The 17942-nt window shown below is 44.0% G+C and carries 18 protein-coding genes; 8 read left to right on the top strand and 10 right to left on the bottom strand.

Annotated features, from left to right (window positions below; all coding sequences use genetic code 11):
- Window positions 1–23: 23 nt before the first annotated feature.
- Together H6F66_RS07925 and H6F66_RS07930 are read right to left on the bottom strand one after the other, a co-directional pair.
- Window positions 24–212, bottom strand: coding sequence for a hypothetical protein (locus tag H6F66_RS07925; RefSeq protein ID WP_190420038.1), 189 nt, complete (start codon window positions 210–212; stop codon window positions 24–26).
- A 104-nt stretch (window positions 213–316) separates the two neighbouring features.
- Window positions 317–1480, bottom strand: coding sequence for an FAD-binding oxidoreductase (locus tag H6F66_RS07930; protein WP_190420028.1), 1164 nt, complete (start codon window positions 1478–1480; stop codon window positions 317–319).
- 166 nt (window positions 1481–1646) lie between these two features.
- Between H6F66_RS07930 and H6F66_RS07935 the strand changes: the two genes are divergently transcribed.
- Window positions 1647–2294 carry a class I SAM-dependent methyltransferase gene (locus H6F66_RS07935; RefSeq protein ID WP_199295138.1) on the top strand — a complete coding sequence of 216 codons (648 nt, stop codon included), beginning with the start codon at window positions 1647–1649 and terminating at the stop codon, window positions 2292–2294.
- 1 nt (window position 2295) lies between these two features.
- Here the strand turns inward: H6F66_RS07935 and H6F66_RS07940 are convergent, their stop codons facing one another.
- Window positions 2296–3684 carry an AtzE family amidohydrolase gene (locus tag H6F66_RS07940; protein ID WP_190419973.1) on the bottom strand — a complete coding sequence of 463 codons (1389 nt, stop codon included), beginning with the start codon at window positions 3682–3684 and terminating at the stop codon, window positions 2296–2298.
- The gene (locus tag H6F66_RS07945; protein ID WP_190419975.1) at window positions 3681–3872 is read right to left on the bottom strand and encodes a DUF4089 domain-containing protein; all 192 of its coding nucleotides are present in this window, start codon (window positions 3870–3872) and stop codon (window positions 3681–3683) included. The genes H6F66_RS07940 and H6F66_RS07945 overlap by 4 nt, the downstream gene beginning before the upstream one ends.
- An 845-nt stretch (window positions 3873–4717) precedes the next feature.
- Between H6F66_RS07945 and H6F66_RS07950 the strand changes: the two genes are divergently transcribed.
- The 4 genes from H6F66_RS07950 (at window position 4718) to H6F66_RS07965 (ending at window position 9385) form a co-directional block, all read left to right on the top strand.
- The gene (locus tag H6F66_RS07950; protein WP_190419977.1) at window positions 4718–6037 is read left to right on the top strand and encodes an ABC transporter substrate-binding protein; all 1320 of its coding nucleotides are present in this window, start codon (window positions 4718–4720) and stop codon (window positions 6035–6037) included.
- 289 nt (window positions 6038–6326) lie between these two features.
- Entirely contained in the window at window positions 6327–7229 is a 903-nt protein-coding gene (locus H6F66_RS07955; RefSeq protein ID WP_190419979.1) for a sugar ABC transporter permease, read from the top strand.
- Between the two features lie 32 nt (window positions 7230–7261).
- Window positions 7262–8152 (top strand): carbohydrate ABC transporter permease, encoded by an 891-nt coding sequence (locus H6F66_RS07960; protein ID WP_190419981.1) that lies wholly within the window; start codon window positions 7262–7264, stop codon window positions 8150–8152.
- 132 nt (window positions 8153–8284) lie between these two features.
- Window positions 8285–9385, top strand: a complete 1101-nt coding sequence (locus tag H6F66_RS07965) for an ABC transporter ATP-binding protein (protein WP_190419983.1) — start codon at window positions 8285–8287, stop codon at window positions 9383–9385.
- A gap of 170 nt (window positions 9386–9555) precedes the next feature.
- On the opposite strand, the gene H6F66_RS07970 is transcribed toward H6F66_RS07965, so the two are convergent.
- The 3 genes from H6F66_RS07970 to H6F66_RS07980 all read right to left on the bottom strand — a co-directional run bounded on the left by H6F66_RS07970 (window position 9556) and on the right by H6F66_RS07980 (window position 12512).
- The gene (locus H6F66_RS07970) at window positions 9556–10092 is read right to left on the bottom strand and encodes a hypothetical protein (RefSeq protein ID WP_190419985.1); all 537 of its coding nucleotides are present in this window, start codon (window positions 10090–10092) and stop codon (window positions 9556–9558) included.
- A gap of 103 nt (window positions 10093–10195) precedes the next feature.
- Window positions 10196–11002 carry a creatininase family protein gene (locus tag H6F66_RS07975; protein WP_190420032.1) on the bottom strand — a complete coding sequence of 269 codons (807 nt, stop codon included), beginning with the start codon at window positions 11000–11002 and terminating at the stop codon, window positions 10196–10198.
- Window positions 11003–11153: 151 nt separating this feature from the next.
- Window positions 11154–12512: an FAD-binding oxidoreductase gene (locus H6F66_RS07980; RefSeq protein ID WP_190419987.1), complete on the bottom strand. Its 1359-nt coding sequence runs from the start codon at window positions 12510–12512 to the stop codon at window positions 11154–11156.
- A 171-nt stretch (window positions 12513–12683) separates the two neighbouring features.
- On the opposite strand from H6F66_RS07980, the gene H6F66_RS07985 reads away from it, so the two are divergent.
- Together H6F66_RS07985 and H6F66_RS07990 are read left to right on the top strand one after the other, a co-directional pair.
- Window positions 12684–13076, top strand: coding sequence for a DoxX family protein (locus H6F66_RS07985; RefSeq protein WP_190420034.1), 393 nt, complete (start codon window positions 12684–12686; stop codon window positions 13074–13076).
- Between the two features lie 110 nt (window positions 13077–13186).
- Entirely contained in the window at window positions 13187–13684 is a 498-nt protein-coding gene (locus H6F66_RS07990; protein ID WP_190419989.1) for an ureidoglycolate lyase, read from the top strand.
- Window positions 13685–13735: 51 nt separating this feature from the next.
- On the opposite strand, the gene H6F66_RS29255 is transcribed toward H6F66_RS07990, so the two are convergent.
- The 3 genes from H6F66_RS29255 to H6F66_RS08005 form a co-directional block, all read right to left on the bottom strand.
- Window positions 13736–13858, bottom strand: a complete 123-nt coding sequence (locus tag H6F66_RS29255; protein ID WP_190419991.1) for a DUF4058 family protein — start codon at window positions 13856–13858, stop codon at window positions 13736–13738.
- Window positions 13859–13993: 135 nt separating this feature from the next.
- A complete protein-coding gene (locus H6F66_RS08000) occupies window positions 13994–14533 on the bottom strand; it encodes an SH3 domain-containing protein (RefSeq protein ID WP_190419993.1) in 540 nt (179 codons plus the stop codon).
- A 47-nt stretch (window positions 14534–14580) separates the two neighbouring features.
- Window positions 14581–16089, bottom strand: a complete 1509-nt coding sequence (locus H6F66_RS08005; protein ID WP_190419996.1) for a UbiD family decarboxylase — start codon at window positions 16087–16089, stop codon at window positions 14581–14583.
- A 55-nt stretch (window positions 16090–16144) separates the two neighbouring features.
- Here H6F66_RS08005 and H6F66_RS08010 point away from each other — a divergent pair, with 55 nt between their 5' ends.
- Window positions 16145–17839: an NYN domain-containing protein gene (locus H6F66_RS08010; protein ID WP_190419998.1), complete on the top strand. Its 1695-nt coding sequence runs from the start codon at window positions 16145–16147 to the stop codon at window positions 17837–17839.
- The last annotated feature ends 103 nt before the right edge of the window (window positions 17840–17942 follow it).

Genomic DNA, 17942 nt, shown 5'->3' on the forward strand with positions numbered 1-17942 from the left:
AAGGATTTCCCACTCTTCGTCTGTTAGGCTGCTAGAGTACGGCATGACTGCTGGATACGGCTTTTGCGGTAACTGTACTTCAAGATAGTAAAAGATGTCAAATGGGTTCTATAAGTCTCATATGCTTTGAGCGCTTCAGCTTTGTTTTGTAATACTGTGAGCAAATCGTACTCAAGGTTGCTAACGGCGCGTGTATTGTCAGTGGCTTGCATAAATTTTGCCTTTTAAAGGTTTACTCAATAACCTTGGCTCACCCTAAGAGGCAATTCATCTACCAAAAAGAGTATCACCAGTGACACAGGAATGGTTATTTAAATCACAATCGTTGAGGAGATAGCTGGGCGATAATATGGTCATCTTGCCCAGTTGCCCAACTCGCAAAGCGTTTGGCTAAGGGTGGTACGAATACTAATGGGTTGGAGAATCCGGAGAAAATATAGATGCCTTCGACGTTATTAATAGCGCCGATGAGAGGAAGACGATCGCTACTAAATGCTACCAAGCAATGATGCCACTTTCCCGGTAATTTCTCTATGGCAGGTAAGACTTTTCCCACAGCAGCGCGGAGGTTGGCTTCGCTTTCAACCCCATCAATTTTTGCGTTGGGATCGGTGAGAACTCGGCTAATTTGTCCGATGCGTAAGCTACCGTCTTTAAACTGTATGGCACCTGCATCTAAAATGGGTGGCATTGGTTCATTATTGGGTTGATTCCATAGATGATCTAGTTCGGGTTTACTAGCTTCGGCTTCCAATTGGAATCGTGTTGTATCCGCTGGCATTACCAGTGTACGCAAATGTATATCAACTGGCTCAGTTTCGATTAGTTCGGCATGGGTAAAATATAGCCGGATGGGAATATTAGCTGCTTTTAGTAAGGCGCGGCTGAAACCACCGGCACAGATGATGGTGTTAGCTGCATGATAGGTTTCGGTTGCTGTTTTGACTCCGAGAATTTTTTCGCCTTCTCTGTTGAGTTGTACCACGCGATCGCAAAGAACTTCACCCCCAAAACGGCGAAAGGCTTGGATGTAACCAGAGGTAGTTTTTTCTGCTTCAATATGACCGTGACGGACGGTTAAAGCAGACGCGATCGCATCCTTATTTAGTAGCGGTTCCATTTCGCAAGCTTCCTCAACACTGAGTAAGCGCGGTGGAATAGCAAAACGAGCGTATGCTGCTACTTGTTCCGGGTTATCATCAGCAGCAATTGTTAAAATTAAGTCTAATTCGCGAAACTCAGTATCGCTGTCTAATTCCTCCGATAAATTGCGGTGAATTTCGATACCTTCAGCGCACAATTGCCGTGTTAAATCTGTTGTTCCAGACCAATATGCTAACCCACCATAACTATAGCGCGTGGCATTTTGCGAGGCGGCGTGTTGTATTAACAGAACCGAAAAGCCTTTTTTTGCCAGTTCGTAACTTAGCGTTGCACCCGTAATACCGCCGCCAACTACAATCCAATCGTATGTTTTCATCATCTTTATGTAGCAAAAATGCGCTCATACCTTTAGTCTGAGGGCGTTTATCAACTTTTGCAAGTGGTTTAATGATATTCACCCAGTAGATTTACCCTATTAGATGTATTTGGCTAATTTCTCTGTTTTATAAAATAATAGATAATGTGATTGAACGCAAATTTCTATGGAATTGCAAATGCAAGGTTGCCCCTGCTGTTGGAACAAACGTTTATTTGCCTGGTTACTATCTACAGGTAATGCAAGTTACGAGAAACTGGTTTGCGATCGCAAACGCAACCTATTCGGAAACCTGCACGGGGATGTTTTGGAAATTGGCCCTGGAACTGGTGCTAACTTCCCCTATTATCCCAAAGATATGCGTTGGATTGGCATTGAGCCAAATCCCTATATGCACCCGTATCTCCAGAAAGAAGCAGAAAAGGTGGGCTTAAATAACGTTGATGTCCGCACGATTAGCGCTGAACGTTTGGAAGCTGAAGATAACAGTGTAGATGCAGTTGTTAGTACGTTGGTTTTGTGTTCAGTACCAGATTTAAAGGCTACTTTACAAGAAATTTTGCGAGTTCTCAAACCCGGCGGACGCTTCTTATTTATTGAACACGTCGCCGCCCCTAAAGGTACTTGGTTGAGACGGGTACAGGAGGGAGTTCGCCCGGTGTGGAAATTTCTGGCTGATGGTTGCGAACCAGCCCGCGAAACTTGGATAGCGTTAGAAAATGCTGGTTTTGAACATCTTGATTATGAAAGGTTTGAACCTTCCATTCCCATCGTCACTCCTCACATTTCGGGGGTGGGGATAAAGAAATGTTAAACTACTGTGCAACTGGTGCTGATATAATTGATTGAGATTCTAACACTGCTGCTACTCGTAAAATTAGCGCTTCGTTGTAAGGTGCGGCGATAATTTGTACTCCTAAAGGTAGTCTATCGGGATGGTGGATTGGGACGGATAAAACGGGCAATCCGATAAAAGATAGAGGTTGAGTATATAGTCCCAAATTAGGACGAACTAAGACTTCTTCTCCGCCAATTGTCATCTTCTGTTGACCAATTTTAGGTGCAAAGCAAGGAGTTGTGGGGGCGAGAATTATATCTACTTCTTTGAAGATTTCTCGAACGCGATCGCGATACCATTGTCGAAACCTTTGCCCTTGAATGTACCACGTTGCGGGAATTAAGGCACCGGCTAGAAAGCGATCGCGTGTTGCTGGATCGAAATCAAAAGGACGTGATCGCAAGGAATCCATATGCAAATTAGCGCCTTCTGCTGCTGTTATTATAAAAGCTGCTGCCCTGGCGCGATGGGGTTCCGGTATCGTTACAAATTTGGTGACATCCAACGCACTCGCAATTGTGGCGACTGCTTCTAAGGCTTCTAGTTCTGCACCTTTGGCAAAATAACCTTCAGCAACAGCAATTCGCAAACCTTCAAGGCCTTGATTTAATTGCGGTAAGCACAATTGAGGGGGGCGCTTTGTACAAACGCGATCGCTCTCATCCGCTCCTTGAAGGATATCAAAAACTGCGGCAATGTCGCGCACAGAACGCGCAAAAGGGCCAATATGATCGAAGCTACTGGAAAATAATACCGCACCTGAGCGCGACAATCGCCCGTAAGTAGGCTTAAAGCCAAAAATACCGCACAATGAGGCAGGAACGCGAATTGAACCGTTAGTATCGCTTCCCAACGTCAGGGGAACTAACCCAGCAGCAACAGCCGCCGCCGAACCTCCAGAAGAACCGCCAGCAACGCGGGTTGTATCGTGGGGGTTGCGGGTAGCACCATAATGGCTATTTTCGGTGACAAAGCCATAGGCGTATTCATCCATATTTAACGCCCCGACTAGCACCGCACCAGCTTGTTTTAGTTTAGCAACGGCTGTGGCATCTTTGATGGCTGGAGGATTTTCAGCGTTAATTTTTGAACCCGCTAAAGTAGTCAACCCAGCGATATCAAAGAGATTTTTTACGGCGAATGGTACGCCTGCAAGAATACCCGGATCTTTACCTAATGCGATCGCTTCATCAATTTTTGAAGCATCTGCCATTGCTGTATCAGCAGTTACAGTAGTAAAACAATTAAACGTCTGATTTTCTTCGGCAATTCTTGCCAATGTAGCAGCAATGACAGATTTTGCAGAAACTTCTTGTCCCCGCACTACCTCAGCAATTTGAGTGGCATCAGGATATGCTTTGCTCATGGCTCAAATACAGGTGCCGCTTCAATTGTATCCGGTAACGGAAATTCCGTGACAATTTGCGCGATCGCAGCAATTCTCTCAAAGTTTTCCCCTACGCCCGGAAGGTATTCTGGTTTTATTGGCAAATCTATTAACTTTGCCATTTGTTCTACATATTCAGTTTGAGATTGTTCTGGTGTTGTACCCATAGAAAAAAAAAGGATTTATTACATCAACAATTGTATTCCCTTGCTGCCTAATCCCATCAGGCGAACAAGTTAGCAATATTATATTCAAGCAATCCTATATCGGTTGTTAAAATCTCTCTTTTTACCCTTCGCCATCTATATCTGTCTATAAAGTCACAAATCAAATAATACTATATTATATTTTATATACCTAATAACTTATCGAATTTAGTTGTACAAAAACCTAATAAAGTAATACCTAAAAATTGATTCCCGCTAAACTTAGCTCCTATGCTTTTAGCTAAATCTGAAATTTTAGATCAGGAAATAAAGGACTTTTTCATGATCTCAACCTCTAATTCCTCTGTGAAGAGTATCGTTCGTTTTTGTAGAATATTTGCGGTTATCGTGTCTATACAGTTATTAGGCGTTTTTACGTAAACATAATATAAAATATTTACTTATCTTAACATTATTTTACAACTTATTCTTAAATATAACACTTTGTATGGTGCTAGTTCTACCTCTTGAGAGATTATCTTTAGACATAGATTACTATATCTTAGGAAAGTTGCTCCTTGTTTAAGGGCGAATTAAATTAGAAAAATTGCATCAACTTTTATCTATCCCAATAAGCAGTTCGCACTGTTAGCAGAACTTACAGAAAAGTCTCAGTTTATCTGAGGCGGCGATCCGGCACATTCACGTTTTCTAAACACAACCATCCCCATAGCCAACGCTGGAAAACTTTGTTTAAGTTTGTTTAATTATACTAAGCAATACTTATAAGTAACAAGAGCGTGCTATTAGGAAGGTTGAGGGTTTTCATTTTCTAATGATTAAAACCTCTGATTACTCAGTTAACAATGTTGTATAACAAGCCAATAAACATAGTGCAAAATATCCTAAGAAGGTTAGGATATTTGCGCCGCTTTTTGTTTTTCCTAACTCTTTCCTTGGGTGTCATACTATTTAGCTGGATTGTGACGGCTCAGCAGCCAGTCACCCTCAACTTGTTGATGACAGCCCCCGATGCTCAACCTTGGCAACAAGGTATGGTAAAAGATTTTGAGGCAGAAAATCCTGGCATTCGGCTCAATATTATTGAGGGGCCGAATGCTACAAATTTACTCGAAGACCTCTATACTTCTGCTTTTCTTTTGGGCGATTCTCCTTACGATCTAGTAAATATGGACGTAATTTGGACACCCAAATTTGCCGCTGCTGGGTGGTTACGAGACCTCACGGATCAAATTAGCCAAGAGGAGTTAGCAGCATTTACGCCACAAGATGTGGAGGGGGGACGTTACGAAGGCAGACTGTACCGAATTCCAATTCGTTCCGATGTGGGGATGCTCTATTATCGGGAAGATTTGTTAAAAGAAGCAGGATTGGAACCACCAGAAACGTTTCAAGATTTGATGAGAGTTTCCAAAGCCTTGCAGCAGCAAGGAAAAGTTAATTGGGGCTACGTTTGGCAGGGCCGCCAATACGAAGGACTCGTGGCAATGTTTGTGGAAGTTCTCGAAGGTTTTGGCGGCTTTTGGGTTAATCCCGACACCCTAGAAGTGGGATTGGATAGACCGGAAACTTTGCAAGCGATCGCATTCCTCAAAGACACAGTTCAAGAGGGCGTTTCTCCACCAGGAGTAACAACTTATCAGGAAGAAGAAACCCGACGTTTTTTCCAAAGCGGTCAATCAGCATTTCTCCGCAGCTGGCCCTATGTTTGGCCTTTAGCTAATGAAGAAACATCACAAATTAAAGGCAAAATTGCTATTAAACCAATGGTTCATGCTCCTAATCAAACTGGAGGAGCTTGTTTGGGAGGCTGGGGTTTAGGTATTTCTAAAACTTCCAAACATCCCAAAGAAGCTTGGAAAGCAATTCAATACTTTACCAGTATTGAAGCACAGCGCCGATTCATTTTGAGTGCGGGTTATGTGCCAAGCCGAAGAGAATTGTTTACAGATCCAGAAATCGTTGCTAAATACGCTCACTACCCACAAATTCTAGAAGTTGTACAGCAAGCAGTTTTACGTCCGCCAATTGCTCAGTATGCCCAAGTGTCAGATATTTTGCAACGCTATCTTAGCGCCGCACTAACTAATCGCATGACTCCAGAAACAGCGATGAAATCCGCAGCTAATGAAACGCGGCAACTGCTAGTACAAGGCAAAAGCTAAAAGATTGTAGTAGCGCGTCTAGGCTAAAATGCTGGGTTGAACAAATGTGGAAAAGGTTACATTTCGAGCTTTTTAGCCCTCAGCAAACCCAGCAAATTAAGCTTGTCGCGCTAGTAGGTTAGGTTGAACGAATGTGAAACCCAACAAAGCACGAAAAGCAGCGAACTTTAGTTGGTCGTACCTCAACCCAACCTACTAATAGAACGAATGTGAAACCCAACAAAGCACGGAAAGCAGCGAACTTTAGTTGGTCGTACCTCAACTACTAATAGAGAAAGGCAAAAATAAGATGGATACAATTCGAGGGCGGGAACAACGAACAAGTTGGATTTTATTACTACCAGCATTGCTGCTGCTTTTGTTTGTCTATGCTTACCCAATTGGGCGAGCATTTTGGTTGAGTTTGTTTACGGAAAATCTGGGAACCGAGTTGAAACCCGTTTTCTCTGGTTTTGCTAACTATGCGCGGATGGCGGGCGATGGCCGTTTCTGGCAGAGTTTTTGGACGACGACAATCTTCACGTCTGCATCAGTTTTCTTCGAGTTACTATTAGGAATGGCGATCGCGCTAGTTCTGAATCAGAAATTTCTGGGGCGAGGCTTAGTAAGAACCACCGCTATCTTACCTTGGGCTTTACCGACTGCTTTAATTGGTCTTGCCTGGGCTTGGATTTTTAACGACCAATTTGGAGTTGTTAACGATATTCTACTGCGGTTGGGTCTAATTAAGACTGGGATTAACTGGCTGGGCGACCCGACGCTGGCAATGATGGCAGTTATTTTTGCTGATGTTTGGAAAACCACACCATTCATTAGTATTCTGCTGCTGGCTGGGTTACAATCTATTTCGCCAGACCTCTACGAAGCGCATTCAATTGATGGAGCGACGCCCTGGCAAAACTTTACCAGAATTACTCTACCGCTGCTGCTGCCACAAATTTTGATCGCCTTATTATTTCGGTTTGCTCAAGCTTTCGGAATCTTCGATTTGATTGCAGTAATGACAGGTGGTGGCCCTGGGGGTGCGACTGAAGTGGTATCGCTCTACATTTATTCTACTGTGATGCGCTACTTAGATTTTGGTTATGGTGCAGCGTTGGTGGTAGTGACATTTTTGTTGCTAATTTTAGCGGTAGCGATCGCTAGTTTCTTGCTAACTAGATCCCGTGCCAAAACTTCTGGATTAGCTTAATAGCATTTATTAAATAAAAATCCAAAATAGACATGACTGTAATTCACCAAGAACGAAAAACGACTCCAACGCCAACTCCAACCGGAGGAGTAAAAATTCCCTGGAAAAAAATCTTCATACCCATAGTAGTTGCTTTTGTAGTGCTATTCTCTCTAGCCCCCGTTTTGTGGCAATTGCTGACTTCAGTTAAGGTTAACGAAGATATTGTCGCCGTTCCCACGGTTTATTTTCCCACTCGATATACCCTGCATCACTACATTGAATTGTTCGTCCGTCGCCCGTTTTGGCGATACATTTTAAATAGTGCCTTCGTGTCGATTACTTCCACAGCTCTCGCTTTATTAATCGGAGCGCCCGCCGCCTACGCGCTGGCAAGATTGCGCCCTTGGGGTGCAAAAGTTATTCTTGCAGGTGTCCTTATTGTCACCTTATTCCCAGGAATTCTTTTATTCTTGGGGCTGTTGGAAATTATCCAAGGGCTGCGACTAGCAAATAACTATCTAGCGCTGATTATTCCCTATACGGCAATTAATCTACCTTTAACAATTTTGGTGCTGCGAAGCTTTTTTGAGCAATTACCAAAAGATTTGGAAGACGCGGCTAAGGTTGATGGTTATAATACTTGGCAAATGCTAACACAAATCGTGTTACCAATGACATTACCTGCACTGGTGACAACGGGAATTCTGACCTTTATTTTTGCCTGGAACGAGTTTATTTTCGCCCTCACTTTCATCACCCGCGAAGATATGAAGACAATCCCCGTTGCAGCTGCACAGCTAGGCGGTTCCTCGGCCTTTGAAATTCCCTATGGAGCGATCGCTGCTGCTACTGTCTTGGGAACATTGCCCCTCGTCTTACTGGTTTTGTTCTTCCAGCGCAAGATTGTCCAAGGTTTAACAGCTGGTGCGGTGAAAGGTTAACACGAGGCTGGAGCCTCGTCCGGTCTCGTTTCCAGCATCTGACTGGGAACGAGGAAAGCCCCTCCCCTACTAGGGGAGGGGTTGTGGAGAGGTTCCATCTAAAGTTTTTTAATCCAAAATCCAAAATCGAAAATGGCTAAACTAGAACTCAGAAACTTAAATAAAACCTATACTCCTAAAGTCATCCCAGTTAAAGACGTTAGCTTGAGTGTAGAAGATGGTGAATTTCTCACCTTACTAGGCCCTTCCGGGTGTGGTAAATCTACCATACTCCGACTAATTGCAGGTTTGGAGGAACCCACTCGCGGTCGAGTAACTATCGGGGACGTGGATGTTACGAATAAACGACCAGGCGATCGCAATATTGCGATGGTGTTTCAAAGCTATGCCCTTTATCCACACTTAACTGTTTACGAAAACATTGCTTCTGGACTTAGACTGAAAAAAACTCCATCCGCAGAAATCAAAGAACGAGTAGCAGAAGCGTCGCGAGTCTTGGGATTAGACGAGTTAATGAACCGCAAACCCGGTCAAATGTCTGGAGGACAAAGGCAACGGGTTGCTCTAGCACGCGCCCTGGTACGTAGCCCAGATGTATTCTTATTAGATGAACCGCTGAGTAACTTAGATGCGCTGTTGCGAGAAAAAGTCAGGGCGGAAATTAAGCAACTATTTGCAGCTCAAAAAGTCCCAGTTGTTTATGTCACCCACGACCAAACAGAAGCCATGACGCTTTCTACGAAAGTGGCTGTTCTTAATAAGGGTGACGTACAGCAACTTGACCCGCCGCACCGCATTTATAACAATCCGGCGAATCAATTTGTTGCTGGTTTTGTTGGCAGCCCGCAGATGAATTTGCTCACTGTTCCTTGCCAGGGAAATTCCGCAATCTTGGGTAGTTTCAGAATACCGTTGCCGGAAATTCCAACTACGCCGCCGCAAATTGTGCTGGGTATTCGTCCAGAAAATGTACTCATTGCCCAACCGGAAGATAGACAAACAATTCGGGGACGAGTGTATTTAGTAGAAAACTTGGGAATGCACAATTTAATTAGCGTCCGCGTTGAAGCTTCGCAGACAGAAGCAGTCACCATTCGGGCTTTGTTACCGCCAGATCAGCAGTTGAGTGGGGAGGATGTAACGTTGACACTTCCTCCCCAATTTATTCACTGGTTTGATGTAGAAACGGGTAATGCTGTTTTCACCAAGCAACCGCTTACCGTTGGGCGTTAGAGTTAGAAGTCGGGGCAATTTATGAATTGCCCCAACGCTTGCTAAGGAGAGAAAGTAGAGGAAAAAACAGAGCGATCGCGCATATTGCCCTATTCTCAAATCATCAACTTTTAACAAGTTAATTTACAACTACTAGGAATGGTGATCGCAATTATCTGCAACGGGAGACTTTAATAACTACGATCTGGGTAATAGCGCCTGGTTACGCCGTTTGTAATACGTCCTAGCTGATTCAAATCCAGACGGATAGCAGCCCAGTCGCGTTCAGCACCCAAGCCTAAGCGTTGGCGACGCATGAAATTGTCTATTCTGTTTGCCCGTCGCACCACTTCCTGAAGATCGGCAGCAACATATTGACCATTGTAATAGCGATCGCGCAAGCGATTTGTTGCTACTTCAAAATCTCTGACATACTGATTGATTTCATCTTCCCGATCGGAACCATTGAAACGGCTTTCGTCAAGCGCCCTATCGAGGTTTTCACGAAACCTATCAGTACGGCTTTCTATGCGGTTTAACAGTTGCTGCACTTGTCCGCTAGGGCGATAAGTGTCTCGCCACTGCGCCAGCAAAGCGTCGTTATTTTGTCTCTGGTTGAGATTTTGTATGGAGTCTCTATCAAACGCAAAAGTTGGGGAAGCTAAGGGCAAAGCACCACACAAAGCTAGAGCAGATAATAAGGCAGAATAGTTTAAGAAAGTTTTCATAGCTGAGGTATTGAGACTTGGTTGGATTAATCTCAAATTAGCCTCTAGCCATAGGTATAGCCTTCACCTGTTTGATTCACCTGACTGGGTGAAATAACTTGCCTTAAGTTTTACAACGCGGCTGACGGAACTTGTAGATATCTTTGATAACTTGTACCCAGCCATCAGAGACCGATTCTAACAAGCGATCGCCCTTTTCTTTAGTCGCCGTCGTCGGATCTCCCAAAACCCCACTTCGACTTAAGTCTCGCGTCACCCAAGCAAAAGGTAACTTTCCCTCCATACTCAACAAACTATCTTCCGGTAAACCTTGCGGATACTCAGCAACTGCCTTTTCCATCTTCACTTGTTCCGGCAAAATAGACAGCAGCAGACTTGTTTCCGCATCTCCCGCATGAATACCAAATTCCAATTCTTTCGGAGTCAGTAACTCCTTAGCAACGTGCGGAACCCGCCAAGTAAATAACGGAAACACCAGAAAATCTTCATATTGCTGATGCAAATCCCGCGCCGCAATTTCCATTACCTGCGGTTGTCCCCCATGAGAATTCATCAACACCAACTTCCGAAAACCGGCCCGATAAACACTATCAGCCATCTCCTTTAAAACAGCCAAAAGTGTCTCCGCACTTAAAGTAATCGTCCCCGGAAAATGCCAATGTTCGTTTGATTTCCCATAATACAAAGGCGGTAAAGCGTATGCAGGAATCTCTGAATCTAACTTTGCCAAAGCCTTACCAACCACAGCCACACCAATAGCCGAATCCACAATAATCGGCAGATGAGGGCCATGTTGCTCAATAGCACCCACAGGCTGAATAATTACCACATTTTCCTTATCCGGCATCCCTTGGATATCAGTCCAACTCAGATAAGGAAAAAACCGCTCAGGAGGAATAAAATTGTGCATCATTGTTGAGATAAACGACAATAATCTTTTAACTATTTCATTCTGCTTATAAATTCTATTCCTTCCATCTTTCCTTCTCGCTCTATAGCGCTTACGCGCATGGCTTCGCTAATGCGTCTAAGCGCTAACGCCCAGGCTCCACCAATGCGGTTTATTTCCTTTCTCCCCAAGCCTTCATCTTACCTGGATTCAACAACCCATAAGGATCAACCATCTCCTTAAACTGCAACTGCACCGGATCAATACTTTTTCTTCCTCCATCCTCCAAAATATAAGTGTGAGGATTAGCAATAAACGCCCCCTGTTCCTCGTGATAACGAATAATTTCCTTCAACCTTTCCTCAGTCGTATAGCGAACAATTTGCAAAGCAGCAGGGATAGCAGTACCATTCACCCGAAGGAATTCCAAGTGCATCATCACTTCCTCGCCAAAATGATGATACATATGCTCCACCAACTTCAGACTTTTATCTGCTGGAAATAAAGTTTGTAAATAAGTGAGTGTCGGGTCAACACTACGAGCGTGTAAAGTAGTATGATTCCAAGTGAACTCTGCTAAAGAAGTGCCTTTACTCGCTTCTTTTGCAGATTTTTCATAACAAATTTTACCGCCATATTCCCGAATTAAACCTTGCAACGGTTCCAGACAACATTCTGCCACCATCAATAAAGCACAGTGACTATTTTCAGGAATCTGATTGCGTAAAGCAGCAAAGTAAGATGGAATTGGCGCAGCACAGATACAAATTAATTTCTTAATCAAACCATCAGCATCACCCAGACTTTGACCAAAGCGAGCAGCTGTCATAAAATCATCAAAAGTGACGATTAATTCTGCCCAAGCATAAGCAGGGCCAAGGGGAATTTCTAACTCAGTGATAATCCCATTCGTCCCGTAGGCGTGATTTACCTTTTGGACTTCATCGCCACGTAACTCAATTACACGCGGTACATCTTCCATCGTCACCACTCTAACAGCATGGAGATTACCGCGATCGCGCAACTGTCCGTAAGTAATCGAACCAATTCCCCCACTCCCACCGCCAATAAACCCTCCAACTGTCGCCGTGCGGTAAGTTGAAGGTGCCATTCGCATTTCCCACCCCGCTTCCCGTGCCTGTTTATCCAACGCCGCCAGCTTCACCCCAGGCTCTACACACGCCAAACCCGGTTTAATCCAGCGAATCTCATTCAACCGCGTAGTATCCAAAATTACCCCACCTTCCAGAGGTACGCACTGACCATAATTCCCCGTACCCGCACCCCGCACCGTCAGCGGCACTTTATGCTTAACACAAGCTGCTGCCACTTGTAACACTTGCGCCTCAGTAACCGGACGGGCAACTAAATTCCCCGTTTTCCCACTCAACAAGTTTTGCAACACCGGGCTGAACGTGTAGTAATCTTGGGAAAGTTTCGCGACTTGGGTAGCATCAGTAATGATTTCTATCCCCGTCAGCTCAGATGACAGAGCATCCCAGTCTATTGATGGTATAGAAGTTGCAGTCATCTGGCTAGCCTCCATGAGGGTAAGAGATATTTTCTTATTTTGGAGGATTTGCAACCAAATTTTCCGAATCTTGATTCAAGAAAAAGGGAAATTTCACGCAGAAACTAAAAAAATAGACAAAATTTGTCAGTATTTTATAATAATCAGTCTGTATAGGTTCAAATGGAACTCATCAAAAAGAACAAAGAACTTTTGCGAATCATCCTCGCCGCCTGTATCATTTTTGTCGGAGTGCTGCACTTTGTCATCCCAAACATATTTGCAAAACTCATCCCCGCCGAACTACCTTACCCTCTGTCACTCGTCTATATCAGCGGCTTCTTTGAAATATTAGGTGGTATCGGACTATTAATTCCCCCCGTCAGTCATGCTGCGGCTTGGGGATTACTTACTCTTTTCATCTTCGTTTTCCCAGCCAACATCAACATGGCAGTTAACCAAATCCAGCTTCCAAACATACCAAATTCCCCCTGGTTTCAAGCAGCAAGACTTCCCTTTCAAGCAGTCCTAATCGCCTGGGCTTGGTGGTACACTAGACCCTCAGATGACGAAAAACAAGCCTGAATAATTCCCAGCAAACTCAAACCAGAATAAACCCCATCATTTCTTAAAAATTCTCTTTTCTCTGCGTTTTCGCCGCCGCCGCCTCTGCGGTTAGTTTATCTTTACTTAATATGAACACATCAAAAACAATCCAACAACTACAAGCACAATTAATAACATCAGAAAATTTCCGCCCCTACGGTCAAGTAATCTCTGCCAGTGTTGACGGCAAAAACTACGACACCGAAGATGCCCAACTAGACCTTCAAAATGGAATCCCCCGCTTTTACATCATGCGACTGCACCACAAAGGGCGCAAATTTCACACAATCACACGCCACACCCAATGCACTCAATGTTTAGGTTCCCTCGAAGGAAAAGACTGGCTAATCGCCGTTGCCCCTCCTAATAATGATACTGACGAACCCGCATTAGAAGACATTGCAGCTTTCCGCATTCCCGGTAATTGTTTCATCAAATTAGAAATAGGAACTTGGCACGCTGGCCCATATTTTGAACATGAATTTGTAGATTTCTACAACTTAGAACTCAGCGACACAAATCTTGTTGACCATTTCACTCACAACTTTCTCAAAAGTCATCAGTTAGAGTTCGAGATTTCTTCTTAAAACCGGGAGAAGTAAATTTGATGTCGTTTGCCAGGTACAAATCAATAATTTTTAGGTGCGTTTTTCCTGGGGAGCCAACAACTGCAAAAGTTTGCTAATTAGCAAGTGATATATTCCAGACCAAAAATCAGAATGTTCTAAATAGGGATTCATACCCGGAAGTGGAGAAGGCATAAAAGTATCTAAAAACTAAAAATTTGAGACTAATATCTTAGCCCCTCCACAAAGAGCGGGGAGAGGCTGGCAATGGGGTTCTACGTTATATCATAGCCAAACAGTTTTGCGTCAAATCTTCTCAATGCAAAACAATTAAGAACAGGTGGTGCCTACGCCACATTGATCGTCACTTTTCAGCCAACCCTTAACACCTCGATATTCAATCTGCGCCCATTGTCCCTGACAGCCTAATAGTTTGACATCGGTTCTACGTGGAACTCGTCCGATTTTTCGGCTTTGCTGACTGGGACTGGCATAAAGATTAACGCCATTCGTTTCATAGCCCCTTGTTGCGGTGCCTAACATGGGCAAAAACACCCAGCCAGTTCCTCGAAAGCCGTCGCTATAATCCTTCCTAATTTTTACCCAATTTCCCGACGAAGCGATGATATCAACTGACTCGTATGTGGGAATTTTTCCCAGAATTCGGCTACTGGTACCTGGGCCACTACGTACATTTAAACCTTGCGGATCTTTGTCAATGACGATGGCAGAAATATCGCACTTTTTTTCATTAGCTGGTTGCGCTAATACGCTAAGATTAGCCGCGCCAGTATTGATAATCCAGCTAATGCTACCGAGTGCTAATCCGGCGACTAGCTTTGATGCTGTCTTCCTTGTCTTTTTAGCCATAAGTTTCCCAATTATTTAACACCAGCGTTGGTACTGGTGCCAAATAATTACTTCATATCGTAGCCAAACAATTTCGGATCAACTTCTCCTAATTGCAAGTCGGCTAAACCATACTCTGCCCAGCGTCGTTCCACCATCGCGGCAACATCTGGATCGGATTCCAAAGGTTCGCCCCATTCATGTTCGGTTTCTGGAGGAATCTTCGTAGTCGCATCAATCCCCATTCTTCCACCTAAACCAATCTTTTCGCTGGCAAAATCCAAAGTATCAAAAGGCGTATTGGGCAGAATAAAAACATCTCGCACCGGGTCAACTTTGGAACTAATTGCCCATACAACTTGACGCGGATCTCTGATGTTAATGTCTTTATCCACCACAATCACAAACTTGGTGTAAGTAAACTGAGGTAAAGCACTCCAAAAAGCTAAGGCTGCCCGTCTCGCTTGTCCCGGATATGCCTTATCAATGGATATAATTGCCGCCTTATAACTCAGCGCTTCCATTGGGAGGAAGAAATCAACAATCTCTGACACTTGTTGTCGTAAAATCGGCGTGTAGATGCGGTTCAGCGCGATCGCCATCATCGCTTCTTCTTTCGGCGGACGACCGCTAAAAGTTGTCATATACATTGGATCTTTGCGGTGCGTCATGCACTGGAAGCGAATCAACGGCGAATCCTCTACGCCGCCGTAATAGCCCATATGATCGCCAAAAGGGCCATCTGACAGCACTTCCCCCGGTGTAATCGTGCCTTCTAGGACAAATTCCGAGTCGGCTGGCACTTCTAAATCCACCGTCTTACACTTCGCCAACTGCACCCCAGAACCGCCGTAGAGTCCCGCAAACAGCCATTCTGATAAATCTACTGGAATCGGTGTTGCCGCAGCCATGATGATCAGAGGGTCAACACCAAGCGCGATCGCAACCTCCAATTTCTTCCCCTGTTCCGCCGCCTTGCGTAAATGTCTCGCACCGCCCCGCACCGATAGCCAATGCACCGTCATCGTGTTGCGAGATTGCAGTTGCAGGCGATAAACGCCCACATTCGGCGTACCCGTCTCGCAATCCTTCGTAATTACCAGCCCCAGCGTGATAATCTTTCCAGCATCCCCCGAATAAGGACGAATCAACGGCAATCTATTCAAATCCAAATCATCGCCTTGGATTACCACTTGATGACACGCCGGGAAAAAATCGCGTCCCGGTTTTGCCTTCAGCACATCAAACAGCAGCTTGCCAAACTCCACCGCCTGAGAAATCTTCTTCGGTGGCTTCGGCTGTTGCAGCATACTCAGCTTTTTGCCCAGTTCCTCCAACTCCAACGGATGCTGCATATTCATCGCCCAGCAAATCCGCTCAACTGTACCCATCAGGTTCACCGCCACCGGATAGTCAGCCCCTTTGACATTTTCAAATAGCAGTCCGGGGCCACCCCGTTGTAACATCCGGTTGGAAATCTCCGCAATTTCCATATCTGGGTCAACTAAGGCTGAAATTCGCCGTAATTGTCCCCTTTCTTCCAGTAGTTTGATGAATCCCCGCAGGTCTCTGGCCATGTTTAAGATATGTGAATCTTCATCTTTTATTATGGGATATATCTTGTGAACAGCTATGCCAGATAATCCCAGCTTGCGGGCAGCAAATGATTCTGCTGTTATCCACCAAATCAGCCTCTGTGTCTACCAAGCGATTATTTCTATCCAGCAGCACGAACCTGAATTACTCAGCGAAAAGTACAGGAATGCTCCTTGGAGCGATACTCGTTATCAGTCTGCATTCCTGCGGAAGTTGGAAGCAGAACTCAGTAAAGCACAAGACAGGGATACACTGATTAAAACGGTACAGAAATTTCTGCAAGTTCTGCTAATTGGGCGCTGTTTAGAGTTGCCGATTTACAGTAACTTACTGGCAAAAATTCGTCATATGAGCCAGAGTCCAAACAATAGTGTAATGCAACAAGCCGCGGGAGCGAACAGCACTAATGTCCACGATACCCCTAACGCCAGCAGCGCTGACGCGCATACGCCAAAAGCGATCGCTATCTTACTTCTGGATACAGAAAACTTGCAACTCGACACCGAAACCGAAAATTTCTTAACAACAGTTTGCACCTATCCTATTCAAGTTAAAATTGCCTTTGCAAATTGGCGGCATCTGGGCAAGCTAGATGCTGAACTTCATGAGCGTGGCTATGACTTGATTCACGTTCCCGCTGGCCGAGACAATGCTGATGGGAAAATGATCGCAGTTGGCTTGTCAATTCATGAACATTATCCCAAAGCCAGAGAAGTTTTAGTTTGCTCCTCAGACAAAGTGATGACCAACCTTTGTAACCACCTTCTAAAAACTGGATTAAACGTATATCGCGTTTGGCGGCAGGGAGAAAATTTAACGATATCTAACTACAAAAATGGTAAAACTGAGACTTATCCCCCCAAAAAGCTACCTGAAATCCCAACCTTAGTTCAATGTATTACTCATCTCCAATTACTGATTAAAACTGAGCAAGAACGTACCGGAAATCAGTGGATTAAGCTATCTAGAATCTCTGCTTTGTTTCTGGAGTTACACAAAATTACTATCAGCCAAGTTGTCGCGGCTCATCTTCCGGGTAAGAGAGCTAGAGATATTTTTATAAACAATCCATCGGATTTTGTTGTTCATCAACCCCCAGAGCAGTCTGAATTATATGTAACGCTATTTGAGACAATTGCTCCTAGAAGTGTAGCCAGTAATGACAGTAATAATACTGCCTTTCCAACAGATGTTAAAACTGACATAAAACCTTTACATACTATTAACTCTAAGGAACAATTAGAACAGGCGCTTATAGGAATTTTGGGTAGTATAAAAACGAAGTCTCCAGAGTCTAAAATTTCCTTATCACATTTGGGTACAGGTTTTAGAGCTGTATATAACAAATCTGCAACTGAAGTTCTTAAAAAATTAGGACTAGGCTCAAGCTTAAGTAAATTTTTACAGTCATGCCAGGGGTTGAAAGTTCAGAATATTGGTAAAGATGAGTTTGTGGAACTTGCCCAAAACTCTATATCTACGATTAACTCGCAAGTTGTTTTGGAACAGGTATTAATAAATCTTCTGAACTCCTTAACTAATACATCTCACAACTTGCCTATTCCCATCGAAAGTTTAGGAAGTGAATTTCACAAGCAATATGGGGTAACGATAAGCGCCATAATGAAGCAATTGAAGATGGATGGTAACTTCCTAAAGTTTTTGCAGTCGTGTAGTGCTTTTAAGGTAGAGAATTCAGGGAAGTCATATCGAGTTGCGATCGCTAAATAAATTGGTCACAATAAAAATACGACACTCAGCATTTCTCGTTAAGAGCCAGAAACTCTTAACGCAAGTATTCGAGGCTCTGTCTCCTATAAATTAATATAAGACA

Origin of the sequence: Trichocoleus sp. FACHB-6, assembly GCF_014695815.1 — a bacterium.
GTDB classification, from domain to species: Bacteria; Cyanobacteriota; Cyanobacteriia; order Cyanobacteriales; family FACHB-T130; genus Funiculus; species Funiculus sociatus.

Bases quoted from the DNA above. Each gene is read 5' to 3' on its own strand.
- H6F66_RS08000 (WP_190419993.1), bottom strand. From the start codon at position 14,533: ATGGCTAAAAAGACAAGGAAGACAGCATCAAAGCTAGTCGCCGGATTA.
- H6F66_RS07965 (WP_190419983.1), top strand. From the start codon at position 8,285: ATGGCTAAACTAGAACTCAGAAACTTAAATAAAACCTATACTCCTAAA.
- H6F66_RS07950 (WP_190419977.1), top strand. From the start codon at position 4,718: ATGTTGTATAACAAGCCAATAAACATAGTGCAAAATATCCTAAGAAGG.
- H6F66_RS07940 (WP_190419973.1), bottom strand. From the start codon at position 3,684: ATGAGCAAAGCATATCCTGATGCCACTCAAATTGCTGAGGTAGTGCGG.
- H6F66_RS07975 (WP_190420032.1), bottom strand. From the start codon at position 11,002: ATGCACAATTTTATTCCTCCTGAGCGGTTTTTTCCTTATCTGAGTTGG.
- H6F66_RS07945 (WP_190419975.1), bottom strand. From the start codon at position 3,872: ATGGGTACAACACCAGAACAATCTCAAACTGAATATGTAGAACAAATG.
- H6F66_RS29255 (WP_190419991.1), bottom strand. From the start codon at position 13,858: ATGCCTTCTCCACTTCCGGGTATGAATCCCTATTTAGAACATTCTGAT.
- H6F66_RS07930 (WP_190420028.1), bottom strand. From the start codon at position 1,480: ATGAAAACATACGATTGGATTGTAGTTGGCGGCGGTATTACGGGTGCA.
- H6F66_RS07970 (WP_190419985.1), bottom strand. From the start codon at position 10,092: ATGAAAACTTTCTTAAACTATTCTGCCTTATTATCTGCTCTAGCTTTG.
- H6F66_RS07980 (WP_190419987.1), bottom strand. From the start codon at position 12,512: ATGACTGCAACTTCTATACCATCAATAGACTGGGATGCTCTGTCATCT.
- H6F66_RS07935 (WP_199295138.1), top strand. From the start codon at position 1,647: ATGGAATTGCAAATGCAAGGTTGCCCCTGCTGTTGGAACAAACGTTTA.
- H6F66_RS07955 (WP_190419979.1), top strand. From the start codon at position 6,327: ATGGATACAATTCGAGGGCGGGAACAACGAACAAGTTGGATTTTATTA.
- H6F66_RS08010 (WP_190419998.1), top strand. From the start codon at position 16,145: ATGCCAGATAATCCCAGCTTGCGGGCAGCAAATGATTCTGCTGTTATC.
- H6F66_RS07925 (WP_190420038.1), bottom strand. From the start codon at position 212: ATGCAAGCCACTGACAATACACGCGCCGTTAGCAACCTTGAGTACGAT.
- H6F66_RS07960 (WP_190419981.1), top strand. From the start codon at position 7,262: ATGACTGTAATTCACCAAGAACGAAAAACGACTCCAACGCCAACTCCA.
- H6F66_RS07990 (WP_190419989.1), top strand. From the start codon at position 13,187: ATGAACACATCAAAAACAATCCAACAACTACAAGCACAATTAATAACA.
- H6F66_RS08005 (WP_190419996.1), bottom strand. From the start codon at position 16,089: ATGGCCAGAGACCTGCGGGGATTCATCAAACTACTGGAAGAAAGGGGA.